Consider the following 14177-nt stretch of genomic DNA (forward strand, 5'->3'; position numbering starts at 1 on the left):
GCTATGAGCCGAGCGCAGGGCAGCTATGTAGATAGAAGTTTGAACTATCCGGCTAGACGCCGAAAAAGCTGGGCCCGTGTTGGGCGTAACGGCCTGATTACCGGCTTTTTGGTGCTGCTGCTGGCCTATGTTGCGACGTACTACTGGGCGGAAGGACTGTGGTTTGAGGAACTGGACTTTTTGTCTGAGTTTTTGCTGCGATCGCGCACTCAAATCCTACTGGGTGCGATCACTCTGTTCGGCAGTCTGGGCTTTGTCTTTGCCAATTTCAACGCCGCTGAGCAGCTCAAGTTCAACCGCAACTGCCTGCTGCCTAACCAGGCCAACCTCAGCATCGGTCTCGGACTAAGAACGCTGCTGCCGATTCTGTTCTTTCTGGGCTTTGCTATCAGTGGCAACTTATTACATCACGCTCAGATCGCAATCACTGAGCTGACGACGACAAGGGCAGCTATTCCGACACCGCTGGGCCTAAGCTTTCGTGAGAATTGGAAGCTAGTGCTCGATCTGATCGCTCAGCCGATTTTATTGGCTTTGGTAGTTGGCAGTGCGATCGCGCTAGTCACTTTTCCACTGAGTCTATTGCGCGTCGTGGCGGTTGTTCTTAGCCTCTGCTTCAGTATCATCGCCGTCGAAGAATGGGCGCGTGTTTTGCCAGCGCTGAATCCTTCTTCTTTCGATCAAATCGACCCGGTCTTTAAAGAAGAACTCAGCTTTTATATTTTTCGGTTGCCGCTGTGGGAACTCATAGAGTTCTGGCTCTCAGGGCTATTCGTATTTATGCTAGCAGCGGTGATGCTGGAGTACTTGCTAGCAGGCAATACCTTTAGTCAAGGACGCTTTGCCGGATTTTCTTCGGGCCAGCAGCGACATCTGTCTGCGATCGCCTCTGGGCTGCTAGCTGTCACCGCTATGGGCGATTGGATTCGCCGCTACGAACTGCTCTATTCTCCGCAGGGCGTTAGCTATGGCGCGAGCTTTACCGATATCTATGTGGGACTACCTGTGAATACAGCCCTGAGCTTTATTGCTTTGGGATTGGCCGTGACTTTGGCGGGTAGAGCCCTCGGCGGTAAGTTTTTGACTAGGCGAGTGAGGATCAGCGGCGGCATATTGAAAGCTAGGCCAATAGTGGGTGCGATCGCGATCTACCTGCTGCTAACTCTCATTGGCAATACCCTCGCCCCCTGGCTAGTTCAGCGCCTGATTGTCCAGCCCAACGAACTACAGCGCGAAATTCCCTACATCGAGCGCACCATTGCCTTCACCCGCGACGCCTTCGATCTGGCCAATATCGAAGCCAAAGAATTCGATCCGCAAGGTACCCTCACCACCACCGAACTAGAAGCCAACGAATCTACCATCGACAATATTCGTCTGTGGGATACCCGGCCCCTGCTAGAATCCAACCGCCAGCTTCAGCAGATCCGGCTCTACTATGAATTTGCCGACGCCGATGTCGATCGCTACAGCTTTGCCGAAACTGCTACCCCTGATGCCGACACCATCAGTCGCCGCCAAGTCCTGATCTCAGCGCGCGAGTTGAACTATGAACGAGTTCCCGCCGAAGCTCAAACTTGGGTCAACGAACATCTGATCTACACTCACGGCTACGGCTTCACCATGAGCCCGGTCAACACGGCGGGGCCTAGCGGTTTACCCGAATACTTCATCAAGGATATCGCCCATACGCCTAGCTCAGAAGCCGTCCGGCGCTCTATTCCAGTAGAAAAACCCCGCCTCTACTATGGCGAACTGACTAATACGTATGTCATGCCGAGTTCGCGCGTGCCCGAGCTAGACTTTCCTAGCGGCAGCGAGAATGTCTACAACCGCTACGACGGTCAAGGTGGCATCAACATCGGCCCGAGGTGGAAGCGCTTCTTGTTTGCCAAGCACCTAGGCGACTGGAAAATGCTGCTGACTGACGACTTTACCGCCGACACCAAGTTAATGTTTCGGCGCAATATCAAGCAGCGAATCAATAGAATTGCACCCTTTCTTCAATTCGATGAAGATCCCTACCTAGTCATTGCTGATGCGGGCGCTAATTTTGCGACGCCCGGCGAAGAGTCTGGAACCAACTATCTGTACTGGATGATCGACGCCTATACGACGAGCGATCGCTATCCTTACGCCGATCCGGGTACCAACCCCTACAACTACATTCGCAACTCAGTGAAAGTTGTGGTCGATGCCTACAATGGCTCCGTTCACTTCTATATTGCCGACGAGCGCGATCCCATTATTCGCACCTGGGCTCAAATCTTCCCGGCTATGTTTGAGCCGCTCTCAGCCATGCCAGAAACGCTAAGAGCCCACATCCGCTATCCGCAAGACTTTTCTCTGGTGCAATCTGATCAGCTATTGGCCTATCACATGACCGACCCGCAAGTCTTCTACAACCGAGAGGATTTGTGGCGTGCGCCCAACGAAATCTACGCTAGCGAAACCCAGGTTGTGAAGCCCTACTACCTGATTATGGAGCTGCCAGAAGAAGACGACACCGAGTTTGTTCTTTTGCGTCCATTTACGCCAGCCCAAAGAAACAACCTAGTCGCCTGGCTTGCCGCTCGTTCAGACGGGCAACAATACGGCAGGCAGCTTCTTTATCAGTTTCCCAAACAGGAGCTAGTCTTTGGCCCCGAACAAATAGAAGCCCGCATCAACCAAGAACCTGATATCTCGCAAAGAATCTCGCTTTGGAATACCCAGGGATCGCGCGCGAATCAAGGTAATCTTTTAGTCATTCCCATCGAACAATCTCTTCTATATGTAGAACCGCTCTATCTAGAAGCAGAACAAAACCGTCTGCCTATCCTGGCAAGAGTCATTATCGCCTATAAAAATCGGATTGCCATGGCACAGACGCTAGAGCAAGGTCTGCAGGCCATCTTTGGCGGCGAAGAGAGCGCTAGTCCAGCCATCATTAGAGAGTTAGATCAGCCCGACAGTGTTGAAGAACTGCTGTTACCCAGTGAAGACCCAGCTACGCCAGATGATAGCGCTCCAACAGAAGATAGCTGAGCCTTCTCCGATCGCCTTTACCACTCAACGCCTATGCATCACACGGGTACGAAGTGGCTCATCGTCAGATCAACCGCTGCCACCCCAGAGAGCCTAGCCAAGGTTTGATCTTCATGTTGGATCATTGTATTTCGACCCTTTTGAACAACATCTATGTTGTAAAAAGAGAGATCTCTAGCCAAGCCGATAAAGTCTATACCGACTTCAAAATCTCGAATAATATCGATCCCTTCTCGTTTTGCCAGCACAAAGGTATCACTATCTTCCCCGCCGTATAGCTGATCTTTGCCGTAGCCACCATAGATGATATCGTCACCCTGCTCGCCTCGAATGACGTCGTTGCCAAAATCGCCGTAGAGCCTGTCATTGCCGATGCCACCTAGCAGGTGATCGCGCTTATTCCCCCCGTACAAAACATCATCGCCACCCTCACCGCTGAGCATATCTCTGCCATTACCGCCCAGCAGGATATCGTTACCCAGCTTGCCTGCGAGCACATCCTTGCCGCCATCGCCTCTTAGCAAGTCACTGTCATCGGTGGCCGTCCTATTCGGGCCCCCCGTAACCGGAGCAGTAGGATCTTCTAGCACATCGATAAAAACAGCCGTTGGCACGCCGTATGTCCCGTCTGCGGCCATACTTTCAACAAAGATAGTATGCCGCCCAGGGGTCAGCCCCGACGTATCGATTCTAGGAACTTTCAGTCGCTCTACAGTATCGTCCAGCGGATTGCTAGCCGGTATCAGCTCAAACAGCTCTGTACCCGGTACCCACGAAGGCGTATCAAAGCTGTAGCGAGCCCCGGCAATATCTTTGAATTCTGGCAACTCTAGCCCTTCGGTAAAGCCTTCGGAACTCAGGTTGCCATCGTCGTAGCGAGTAGCATTAGACCTGATGTTGAGCGAGACAGGCATCCCTGCAAACACAGTTGGCAGATCCAGCTTGACATCTAGAGAGTCAGGTCCGGCGGACGTTTGATAGGGTCGAAAGGCTGACTTTGCCGCATAGTAAAGCGCGGGAGTAAACTCTGGCACAATAGTGTTTTCAAAATACTCAGAGTCTTCAAAAAACTCGGTGCCCAGCTCAATCGTGTAGGCGGCTGTGCCGAAGGTGTTGTACACCCAGCCGTCAGTCGTACCGTCCGTAGCATATAGTCCAATCGCCTGTTGAATGTCATAGGCTTCACCCTCAAGACCAGTAAAATAGCCAAACTTTAGGCCCAGATTACGCAGTCCCTCGCTATTGGGAGCGGGTTCTTCTGTATCGCCAAAAGGGTAGAGGACTAGATTGCCAAAGCTGTGAACATCGAGATAAACGCCTGTAGTATCGTCGGGTGCAGGTGCGAATTTGTCTTCAGGCTTTTGATCTGGAAACAGGTCTAGCAGGTAGTCGCGAGCGGCCTGACTTTCAGGTTCAGAGAAAGGAAAAGGGCCGCGATAGACATTAGAGCCAGGATTACCGCTAGAGCCACCAGGCACCTCGCCAAAGCTAGAGTCGTAGTTGCGGTTTAGATCTACGCCGTAGGTTGGAAAAGGAGCGGCTTCCAAATCTGGATCTGGATTGGGGTTGGCATTCTTGCGCCAGGAATACCCTTGCTCTGCCAGCTTGCGTCCGTCTGGGTTGAGAATTGGAACAATGTGAATCTGAGTGTAGTCCAACAGCCAGGTCGCTTCTGGGTCGGTGCCATAGCCACTGACTATCTCTTCTGCAAAGCGTGTCACCAATTCGGTCGTCGTATACTCACGGGCGTGAATAGCGCCCTGCACATACAAAATTGGCTTTTCGTAACCAGGAATATCGGTTTCTTTGTTAGTGAGCTGTAGCGCTTTGATATCGTAGCCCTCTGGGCCACCCGGTGTGACTTTGTTGTAGCTATCGCCAATGTCTACCCAACTAGCTAGGGTAGAGTTTTCGTCAGCCAGCGATTCTAGATTGCTATAAGTTTCTTCTACCGTGCGATAGCTGGTGAATCCGGGTATGGTGCTATCTGTAATTTGAACGGGAACATCTTCTAGCTGAAGGCCATTGTAAGCAGGGTCGTCGCTAACCACTTCAATCTGGACATTGCTGATTTGGTTTTCACCTTCATCGATGTCGTCTGCAACCGCACTGACAACAGACAATTGCGACTCAGACCAGTTTTGTGGTGTGAATGTCATTGAGTCGATGGACTGAAGCTGCTCGCCATCTACTATGAAATTTAGCGTTACATCCGAGCTAGGCCGACTCTGTAGCGCCAGTTCAAAATTTAAAGGATCGGGCACGTCGTCTTCACTAACCCCTACGTCTCCTGCTGGCAGAATCACGCCCGGCGGCAGATAGTCGACGATTTCAATATTGTCTACAGCCCAAGCGAATGACCAGTCGCCATCGAAGCGAAAACGAATCTGTGCCTCTTCGCTGCCAGCGACGGTTTCAGTTAGATCAACTAGCTGAGGGCCGCTGAACTGTCCAGCGCCATCTTCGAGATAGGCGACATCCCAGGTTGTCCCGCCGTCAGTCGAGGTTTCGATGTAGATTTGGCTGTCATATTCTGGGTCGGTAAAGCCAAAATACCACTGGTCGTATTGCAAAAAAGCGCCTTGAGCGTCGCTGGCATCGAAAGTAGGAGAGATCAGAACGGCGCTTTCTTCGACATCATCATTGGATAGCGCGTCGCTGTCGTAGATGGCGACAGGATCGTCGAACGGCTCTGCGCTAACGAAGCTGCGATCGCCTGGATTATCAAATCGCCACTCATCAGTTTCAGGATTACCTTCAAGCAAAGCCTGAGTCCATCCTGGTGGAGGCGTTGCACCGCTAGCACCATTGAAATTTTCAGAAAACAAAGTCGTGGCTATCTGCTCTGACATTGGGGAACCTCTGAGTATGGAAGCCTCTGGTAGACCCTGTAATACTAGAAGAAACCAATTTAGAAAAATCAGCCTTTCTATAGATTAGTAAGTTGTTCTTTTGAAGGCGTCATAACATTACAGACAGCGCTAGTAGCCCAGTCTTTGACAACTGTCTTTGTCGACTATTGAGAGAGACCAGTGTTTAAACAAATAGTTGTTGTACTTTTAATAAGTTTTTGTTTCAACCAGACCAAGTTGCAGTCGTTTTCAACCAGGCCAGCGGGCACCTATCGCTACACTATGCCTGAAGAAGGTGATCTTGTAACTTTGCTCTTACGCAAAAGCGGCTCAGTAGTAATCGGCGTTGAGCTGATCAGTAGACGAGAGCAGATAACAGTACGCTATTGCTTTCGAGGGCAGGCGGAGGGCGATCGCATCAAACACATCACTAGAGTCGCCCCACCGTACAGCCCCGCTTCAGATTGGGAATCTAGACAGACTTTAGATCTCACTGAATTGAGTCTTTTGCCAAATGAAACGAATCTTTCCTTAGCTGAACAAACAGCATTAGAGGACTGTCTAAGCATCTTCTGGCGCTAACGTTCGTAGTATGGCGGTTGTTCTAGTCCTCTAGGTCTTCGATATTTTCAATCTCATTGATGCTTAGCCCAGTTGTTTGGCTGATTGTTTCTACAGGCAAGATTCCTAAGAGCGATCGCGCAATATTAATTCGAGCCTTTTTCTCACCTATAGCCACTCCTCTTTCTCGGCCTAGCTGCTCTGCCTTGCGAAAAGAGTTTCGGTAGTCGTGAATGAACTGCTGCCGCTTTTCAAAAATCTCTAGCTCTTCAGGGCTGAGTTTACTCTGGCGAGCAACTTCAAAAGCATCCCGGATGGCGCTCACCTGATCTAGGCTGCTGGGCACCGTCTCTAGCTCGTCCGCAGACTGGAGGAAATATAGCCACTTGTCAGTGAGATCTTCTAGTTCGTCTAGGCTTTTATTAAACTTTGGCAGCTCTACAAAGATCAGCTCAATATCATCGCTGTATTCAGTCAGCGCATCTTTTTCTATCAGGCGATAGCGCGAAATTACTTTGTCAAGATGTTCAAACATCTCAAAATCAGTGATGGTCAGAGCAATAACCAGATTGAGTAAGGTGTAATCTTCACCGGTCTTCAGCTGAGTGGAGTAAGACTTTGCCGCGTTGTAGAGTACTCGCTTTTCAAAGCCCAAGACGTTTAGCACCTGCATCTCGATGATGACTGTCCTACTGTCAGCCAGCAGCGCCTTGATATCCAAGAATGAGTTTTTTATGCCCTCAATTCTCGGTGCCTGGTAAGGATCGAGAATATCTAAGTCCTGAATAGTCGGATTGGAATCGTAGAGAATCGCATTCAAAAAGCTGATCAAGATGTCTTTACTTTGGGGTGAGCCAAAGATCTTCTTGAAAGCAAAGTCAGTCTTCGGATTGATAAAGGTGAGCATTGGTCTAGCGCTCAAAGGCTGTGTATCTGCATTCTAATAGGAAACGAGGATGCCCATAGAAAGAACATCCTCGCTTTTGCCAAGACTATTTGGCTATATGAGCTAGCTAGATTGAGCAGGCTAGATTAAGCGCTAACTTACGTTTATCCAACCAAATGCGCTTCTAGGAACCACAGGCGCTTGTCAATAGTTCGAGAAATCTCGACGTAGAGATCGTTGGTGTCTTGATCGCCTAGCTCGTCTGCTTTGTCGATGCTTTGGCGTAGGTGCTTGGCGTAGGCGGCATAGCGATCGGCTAACGCGGCTACATGATCCATGCCGCCTACCGCGTCGAAGTCGTATTCTGGCAAAATGGACTCGCCAGCGGCAATGCGTACGGTACCCATTGCGGTACCCGCCAAGGCGGTGACTCGTTCAGCCACCATGTCACTATATTCTTCTAGCTCATCTGCCATTTCATCAAAGAGTAGGTGTAGCTGGTAGAAGTCTTTGCCTTTGACGTTCCAGTGCGCCTGTTTGGTCTGTGTCCGCAAGTCAGTTGTAGCTGCGAGGGTGCCGTTCAGCATGGCAGCGACAGCCTGGCGGGTGTCTAGGGGTAAATCAATCCGAGTGGGATAGAAAGCAGTCTTAGATGTGGTTGCAACCATGGTGTCCTCCAGTGAATGTAGGAAGTGATAATTCATCGGGCCTTACTAAGGGTACATAGGAATTCTTCTTTGAATAGAAGAGCTCCGATTGACTCAAGACTTAAATGGCCATTCACTTCATTTGATTTCTTAAGTATACTCATAACGACTTCGTTTTAGCAAGCGTTTTTTCAGTCTTCGAGTAAGGCGCATACAATTGCTGCTGACCTGAAGCCCGACAGGTATGTCAGCTCGCTCACTCTCACTTACAACTTTAAGTTCTGATAGGTCAACAGCTATACGAAGATTGAGGTTGCGCTTCAGCAGATTAGCCGAAGCTACCTCCGTTTCCATCCGGCCTAGTGATGCTTCTGAACAAGCGTAAATCCTGCTGCAACGGTGAAGATGGGCTTTGTAAGATTCGGTGTTCAAAATCATTGAGCTTACGCTCGATTAATAGTAATATTCCTGTACTATTCATAAGCTTTAAAGGAAAAGGTACTTTTGTCAGAATCAATAGTCAATGTGGTCGAGAAAGTCTATGAAGCTCTCGAACCGTTAGAGTCAACTGAGCGAAGACGTGTTCTCAAATCTGTGATGGCTTTGCTAGACGATAGTTGGCCAGTAAACTTAGACAGCTTAGATGAGAAGTCTGAGAGTCTTACTGACCAGAGCATTCCGTCTAAACTAGTTAGTGACGTAGCAGAGCTGAACGATAAGGCACAACGCTGGATGAATAGGCACGATATCGATATGGAAATACTTGAAAACTTCTTTCATTTCTCGGCTGACGGTAGTGTTGAACTAATTGATCTTCCTGAAGAGAGTAATACAAAATCTAAGCAGACGGTAGCAACATATTTAATGGAAGGCATCTTATCCCTTTTTGGAAGAGGACACCCATCTTTTGATGATGAAGATGCTAGAGCTTACTGCGAGAAATTTGGCTGTTTCGATTCAAAGAATCATACTAAGAGTGTGGAAAACTTAGGGAACAAAATTACCGGCTCGAAGGATAAGGGTTGGGAGCTGACTAATCCTGGCCTCAATGCAGCCGCAGAGTTGATAAAGGAGAAAGCTAGTTAACAATATGAATCTATCGGGACTATTTGCAGCACTTCCAGATACGCTAAGAGACGAGCTATTTGAATGCTATAAGCGAATAACTCAGAACTATGCAGAGCATCGTTGGGAGCCAGCAGAACTCAATGGCGGCAAACTCTGTGAAGTAGTTTACTCTATCGTTAACGGAGTCCTCATAGGAAATTTCCCTACGACTGCTAGCAAACCTCGAAACATGGTTAGCGCATGTCAGGCACTGGAGAGAATTCCTGAAGATACTTCTCGGATAGGAGATCGTTCACTGCGAATTCTTATTCCCCGACTTCTTCCCTACTTGTACGAAATTCGCAACAATCGAGGTGTTGGACATGTGGGTGCTGAGGTAAACCCGAATCATGCAGACGCTGAAGCTGTTATGTCTCTTGCAAGCTGGATAATGGCTGAGCTTATTCGCATATTTCATAATGTATCACTTACAGAAGCTCAGGCAGAAGTAGATGCTTTGGTAGAAAGAAGGCATCCCCTTGTTTGGGAAATCGATGGTACTAAACGTGTCCTCAATCCAAAGATGAGAAAAGCGGATCAAGCCCTCGTGCTTCTGTATTCATCCAAAAATTGGGTAGACGTTGATAATCTTTGCAACTGGATCGAATATAGCAATCCCTCAGCGTTCAAGTCTCAAGTGCTCAAGCCCCTTCATGAAGAACGTCTCATTGAATACCAGACAGATAGCCACCGTTCTCGTATCACACCCAAAGGAGTGATGCATACCGAAGAAAGTCTACTCTCATAGATATTTATGACTGAAGTTGGTTATCTATAGTGCTATAAAGTATCGCGACTTTGCCAAGTTCCGCCTGAAACCATAGTTAAGGACAGCCGTGTTCCTTTTATGATACAGATTTCGAGCATGACATGAGCGGTTTAGCATCTGTCTCGCTCAGAGGGCTGTTGGTATACTGCTCTCTATGGTGAGTTCACAGCGGCGAAAAGCTATTCCCAAGAAGTATCAACCCTATGTGGCGCATTGGCAGCAGCGTAAGGTTCAAAGGCGATCGCGCCTAAAGCAACGCCACCAAGATGGCCTAAAGCAAGCCAAAGAACTCGCCGACATCCTCAAGGCTGACTTTGGTGCGACGAAAGTGGTTCTATTTGGCTCCATGCTTTCAGTGAATGACGTTCACATGAAATCAGACATTGATTTGGCCGTATGGGATCTTCCCTTTGGGGACTACATCAAGGCATTGACTGCTCTAATGTGGAATGCTGAAGAATTCAGCGTAGACCTGGTGCGGATCGAAGAAGCGCCGCCCAGTTTGAAAGATTATATAGCCGACAAAGGCTTGACTTTAGGCGATAGCGTTCCTCAAGGTGACGAGCTGTCTCGCGATTACACTGCTATGCATAACCATGTTGTCCTGATTGCGCGAATTCAAAGAGAGCTAGCTCATATCGCGACCCAATACGCCCAAATGGAAGAGCAATTAAACGTTGCGAAGGAAACCGGACAAAATGCTTACTGGATGGCGGTGAGCCTTGGCCTGCACGGAATCTACACTGGATTCGAGAAGATTTTTGAGCAGATCGCTAGGGAAGTGGATGGCAATTTAGGAAAGGGTGAGCGGTGGCATAAGGCACTGTTGGAGCAGATGGCTGTGGAGATTCGAGGGGTCAGAGCTGCGGTGATTGATGAGCAGACGCTGAAGGCGCTGTCTCAATACCTCTCTTTCCGGCACGTTGTGCGTAGTAACTATGCCTATCAACTTGAACATGACAGAATTGAGGCTAATTTCCGAATACTAGAGAACTGCTATGGCTCGCTAGTTCAGCAACTCAACAGCTTTTGCCAATTTCTATCGTCAATTGATTAAGCATCACGCTGCATATGCTCTAAGCGTTGGTGATAGCGATACAATTGCCTTTGTACTTACTGCGCTTTATAGATCCACCTAACCCCACTCGAAGCTTTTATGACTGCCGTTGCACCTGCAAAGACATCTTTGGAAAACAAAAAATTTTTCGCGGTTTTTGAGCCGGACTCTCAGCGCTGTACTACTCGTATTTCAATACTGCCATAGAGGTCTGTTGGTATACTGCTCTTAGTGGTTAAGTTCGCAGCCTATGGTGAGTTTGCAGCGGCGAAAAGCTATTCCCAAGAAGTATCAACCCTATATGGCGCATTGGCAGCAGCGTAAGGTTGAGAGGCGATCGCGCCTAAAGCAACGCCATCAAGACGGTTTAAAGCAAGCCAAAGAACTCGCTGACATCCTCAAGGCAAAGTTTGGTGCAACGAAAGTAGTCCTGTTCGGCTCTATGCTGTCGGTCAATGATATTCGCATGAAATCAGACATTGACCTAGCCGCATGGGATATCCCGTCTAAAAACCACATCAGCGCACTTGCCGCATTGATGAACCACTCTAGGTCGTTCGCAGTCGATCTAGTTCGTATCGAAGAAGCTCCGCTCAGCCTAAGCGCTTATATTCGAGATAAAGGGCTGGTTTTAGGAGACAGCATCCCTCAAAGCGACGAATTCATTTCAGAAGAGTCTTCAATGCCGAAGTACAACGCGCTAATTAGTAGAATTCGTCAAACTCTAGCCGATATTGACGGAGAATACGACTACGCCAAAAGCCAGGCTGCGCTGGCAGAGGAAACGAAGCAAGATGTCTACTGGACAGCAGTTGGTTTAAGCCTGCATGGATTTTATACGGGCCTGGAAAAAACTTTTGAGCGAATTGTCGATAAGGTTGATGAAGGTCTAGTGAGTAGCCAGTCAGGGCAATGGCATAAGGATCTATTAGACCAGATGACTTTGGACGTGCCTGGCACCCGTCCACCTGTTATCGACCAGACGACTCGTCAGTATCTTGATATGTATCTATCGTTTCGACATGTGATTCGTAGCAACTACACACATCGCCTCGATCCAGAGAAAATCGCTGATAACTTCTACATGCTAGAGGACTGCTACAGGCTAGTAACCAAACAGTTAAATGACTTTTGTGACTTTCTAGCATCCGTTGATTAAGCATGTTGCAGTATCGACGCTAAACACAGACGATAGCGATACAATTGCTGGTGTACTTACTACGTATCGACTCACCTATCTACACCCAAAGCTTTTATGACTGCTGCTGCACCTGTAAAGACTAAATACGAAGCTGTCATTGGTCTAGAAACCCACTGTCAGCTCAGTACAGAAACAAAAATCTTTTCGACTAGCTCAGCCGCTTTTGGCGCAGACCCTAATACTCATGTAGACCCAGTCACGATGGGCCTACCGGGAGTATTGCCTGTGCTAAACGAGAAAGTTCTAGAGTACGCGGTCAAAGCAGGACTGGCGTTGAATTGCCAAATCGCCCCCTACAGTAAGTTTGATCGCAAGCAGTATTTCTATCCCGACTTACCAAAGAACTATCAAATTTCTCAGTTCGATCTGCCGATCGCTGAGCACGGCTGGCTAGAGATTGAGCTGATCGAAGACGGTGAGCCAGTGCGTAAGCGAATCGGGGTGACCCGTCTGCATATGGAAGAAGATGCTGGCAAGCTGGTGCATGCAGGCAGTGACAGTCTGGCTGGCTCTACATATTCTTTGGTGGATTACAACCGGGCGGGCGTGCCGCTAGTCGAGATCGTATCGGAGCCAGATATACGCTCTGGGGCAGAGGCGGCGGCCTATGCAGAAGAGATTCGGCGAATTATTCGCTATCTGGGCGTGGGCGACGGCAATATGCAGGAAGGATCGCTGCGCTGTGACGTGAATATTTCGGTGCGACCAGTGGGCCAAGAGGAATTTGGCACGAAGGTTGAGATCAAAAACATGAATAGCTTTAGCGCGATCGCAAAAGCCATAGACTACGAAATCGAGCGCCAAATTGCCGCCGTAGAAGCAGGCGAGCCGATCTATCAGGAAACCCGCCTGTGGGAAGAAGGACCGCAGCGCACCAAAAGTATGCGCCTAAAAGAAGGCTCTAGTGACTACCGCTATTTTCCTGAGCCGGATCTGCCGCCAATTGAAGTCACTGCCGATCAGCTTAGTCAGTGGAAGTCTGAGCTGCCTGAGCTGCCTGCCCAAAAGCGAAAGCGCTATGAGGAGGCGCTAGGACTGTCGGCTTATGATACCGGAGTGATAGCGGACGATCGCGCGGTGGCTGAATATTTTGAGCGGGCGATCGCAACCGGGGCCTCTAGTAAGCTCGTCGCCAACTGGATCATGAGCGATATTGCTGGCTATCTTAATGCTGAAAAGCTCAGCATCACTGATACCAAGCTATCGGCAGAAGCGCTAGCTGAGATGGTCAAACTGATTGAAGATGGCACTATCAGCAACAAGATTGGCAAAGATATGCTGCCCGCCCTGCTCAAGAACGGCGGCTCGCCGAAAGAAATCGTGGAAAGTAAAGGGCTCAGCCAGATCTCTGACCCGGCTGAAATCGAAGCGATGATTGATGAGGTGATCGCGGCTCATCCTGACGAGCTTGCTAAGTTTAAGGCTGGGAAAACCAAGCTCAAAGGTTTCTTTGTCGGTCAGGTGATGAAGCGCACCGGGGGCAGAGCCGATCCAAAGCTGACTAATCAGCTTTTGGGCAAAAAGCTCAGCAGCTAATATTGCGTCCTAAAGAATTGAATTTTTGGCCTAAATTCTAGAGTACGGACGCAAAATCCTTTGATTGAAGCGTAGAGGGGGTTACACCCCTCACCCCCTTGTGTCATAATAGATACATGTAGATGCACCCTGATGGTAGGGAGAGCCCAACGCGGCTCTCCTTTTTTTTGCTTATCTAGCAAAAATGCAGTTATAGGAGCTCCTTACAGATCTATTCGATATTCAATTTCTACAGATTGCTTGGCTAAGCCCATGTTGTACGCAGCATCAAGCAAATTGTGCCAAAAGTTTACGGGTACAGGATTTGCATCCCCAAGGTCAATCAATTCGTCTAATGCAAACTCAAGTTCATTATGCTCAAGCCAATTCCTGTATCGGGCTAGAGTACCGCCATCCTCACCAGGTACTAACGCAGCAGGTAGGCATGCTGATGCAGAATCTAAATGTCTTCTGGTTAGGTTCCAAGAATCTTGAATGCTCATGTCTAGAGGAAATAAGCGGCGTATAACGATCGCAATCAGCAACTTCATGCTT

The 14177-nt window shown here is 48.8% G+C and carries 11 protein-coding genes; 7 read left to right on the forward strand and 4 right to left on the reverse strand.

Annotation, left to right across the window (positions count from 1 at the left end):
- Positions 1–3: 3 nt before the first annotated feature.
- Positions 4–3027, forward strand: coding sequence for a UPF0182 family protein (locus IQ256_RS07055; protein ID WP_193854832.1), 3024 nt, complete (start codon positions 4–6; stop codon positions 3025–3027).
- Positions 3028–3065: 38 nt separating this feature from the next.
- Here IQ256_RS07055 and IQ256_RS07060 read toward each other — a convergent pair whose 3' ends face one another.
- On the reverse strand, positions 3066–5879 hold the full coding sequence (locus IQ256_RS07060) for a M14 family zinc carboxypeptidase (protein ID WP_193854833.1): 2814 nt from the start codon (positions 5877–5879) through the stop codon (positions 3066–3068).
- Between the two features lie 282 nt (positions 5880–6161).
- Here IQ256_RS07060 and IQ256_RS07065 point away from each other — a divergent pair, with 282 nt between their 5' ends.
- A complete protein-coding gene (locus IQ256_RS07065; RefSeq protein ID WP_228024650.1) occupies positions 6162–6461 on the forward strand; it encodes a hypothetical protein in 300 nt (99 codons plus the stop codon).
- 22 nt (positions 6462–6483) lie between these two features.
- On the opposite strand, the gene IQ256_RS07070 is transcribed toward IQ256_RS07065, so the two are convergent.
- Positions 6484–7347 (reverse strand): Rpn family recombination-promoting nuclease/putative transposase, encoded by an 864-nt coding sequence (locus tag IQ256_RS07070; protein ID WP_193854835.1) that lies wholly within the window; start codon positions 7345–7347, stop codon positions 6484–6486.
- Between the two features lie 143 nt (positions 7348–7490).
- On the reverse strand, positions 7491–7994 hold the full coding sequence (dps, locus tag IQ256_RS07075; RefSeq protein WP_193854836.1) for a DNA starvation/stationary phase protection protein Dps: 504 nt from the start codon (positions 7992–7994) through the stop codon (positions 7491–7493).
- 483 nt (positions 7995–8477) lie between these two features.
- Between dps and IQ256_RS07080 the strand changes: the two genes are divergently transcribed.
- The 5 genes from IQ256_RS07080 (at position 8478) to gatB (ending at position 13643) form a co-directional block, all read left to right on the forward strand.
- A complete protein-coding gene (locus IQ256_RS07080; protein ID WP_193854837.1) occupies positions 8478–9059 on the forward strand; it encodes a hypothetical protein in 582 nt (193 codons plus the stop codon).
- A 346-nt stretch (positions 9060–9405) separates the two neighbouring features.
- The gene (locus IQ256_RS07085; protein WP_193854838.1) at positions 9406–9828 is read left to right on the forward strand and encodes a hypothetical protein; all 423 of its coding nucleotides are present in this window, start codon (positions 9406–9408) and stop codon (positions 9826–9828) included.
- A gap of 175 nt (positions 9829–10003) precedes the next feature.
- A complete protein-coding gene (locus tag IQ256_RS07090) occupies positions 10004–10906 on the forward strand; it encodes a nucleotidyltransferase family protein (RefSeq protein WP_193854839.1) in 903 nt (300 codons plus the stop codon).
- 250 nt (positions 10907–11156) lie between these two features.
- Positions 11157–12065: a nucleotidyltransferase family protein gene (locus IQ256_RS07095; protein WP_193854840.1), complete on the forward strand. Its 909-nt coding sequence runs from the start codon at positions 11157–11159 to the stop codon at positions 12063–12065.
- A gap of 96 nt (positions 12066–12161) precedes the next feature.
- On the forward strand, positions 12162–13643 hold the full coding sequence (gene gatB, locus IQ256_RS07100; RefSeq protein WP_193854841.1) for an Asp-tRNA(Asn)/Glu-tRNA(Gln) amidotransferase subunit GatB: 1482 nt from the start codon (positions 12162–12164) through the stop codon (positions 13641–13643).
- A 203-nt stretch (positions 13644–13846) separates the two neighbouring features.
- Here the strand turns inward: gatB and IQ256_RS07105 are convergent, their stop codons facing one another.
- On the reverse strand, positions 13847–14173 hold the full coding sequence (locus tag IQ256_RS07105; RefSeq protein ID WP_193854842.1) for a hypothetical protein: 327 nt from the start codon (positions 14171–14173) through the stop codon (positions 13847–13849).
- Between the last annotated feature and the right edge of the window lie 4 nt (positions 14174–14177).

Source organism: cf. Phormidesmis sp. LEGE 11477 (assembly GCF_015207105.1).
Taxonomy (GTDB): domain Bacteria; phylum Cyanobacteriota; class Cyanobacteriia; order Phormidesmidales; family Phormidesmidaceae; genus Phormidesmis.

What these genes read in the sequence shown, in the direction of transcription:
- IQ256_RS07060 (WP_193854833.1), bottom strand. Translation starts at nt 5,879, where the DNA reads ATGTCAGAGCAGATAGCCACGACTTTGTTTTCTGAAAATTTCAATGGT.
- IQ256_RS07105 (WP_193854842.1), bottom strand. Translation starts at nt 14,173, where the DNA reads ATGAAGTTGCTGATTGCGATCGTTATACGCCGCTTATTTCCTCTAGAC.
- dps (WP_193854836.1), bottom strand. Translation starts at nt 7,994, where the DNA reads ATGGTTGCAACCACATCTAAGACTGCTTTCTATCCCACTCGGATTGAT.
- IQ256_RS07070 (WP_193854835.1), bottom strand. Translation starts at nt 7,347, where the DNA reads ATGCTCACCTTTATCAATCCGAAGACTGACTTTGCTTTCAAGAAGATC.
- IQ256_RS07065 (WP_228024650.1), top strand. Translation starts at nt 6,162, where the DNA reads ATGCCTGAAGAAGGTGATCTTGTAACTTTGCTCTTACGCAAAAGCGGC.
- IQ256_RS07055 (WP_193854832.1), top strand. Translation starts at nt 4, where the DNA reads ATGAGCCGAGCGCAGGGCAGCTATGTAGATAGAAGTTTGAACTATCCG.
- IQ256_RS07090 (WP_193854839.1), top strand. Translation starts at nt 10,004, where the DNA reads ATGGTGAGTTCACAGCGGCGAAAAGCTATTCCCAAGAAGTATCAACCC.
- gatB (WP_193854841.1), top strand. Translation starts at nt 12,162, where the DNA reads ATGACTGCTGCTGCACCTGTAAAGACTAAATACGAAGCTGTCATTGGT.
- IQ256_RS07095 (WP_193854840.1), top strand. Translation starts at nt 11,157, where the DNA reads ATGGTGAGTTTGCAGCGGCGAAAAGCTATTCCCAAGAAGTATCAACCC.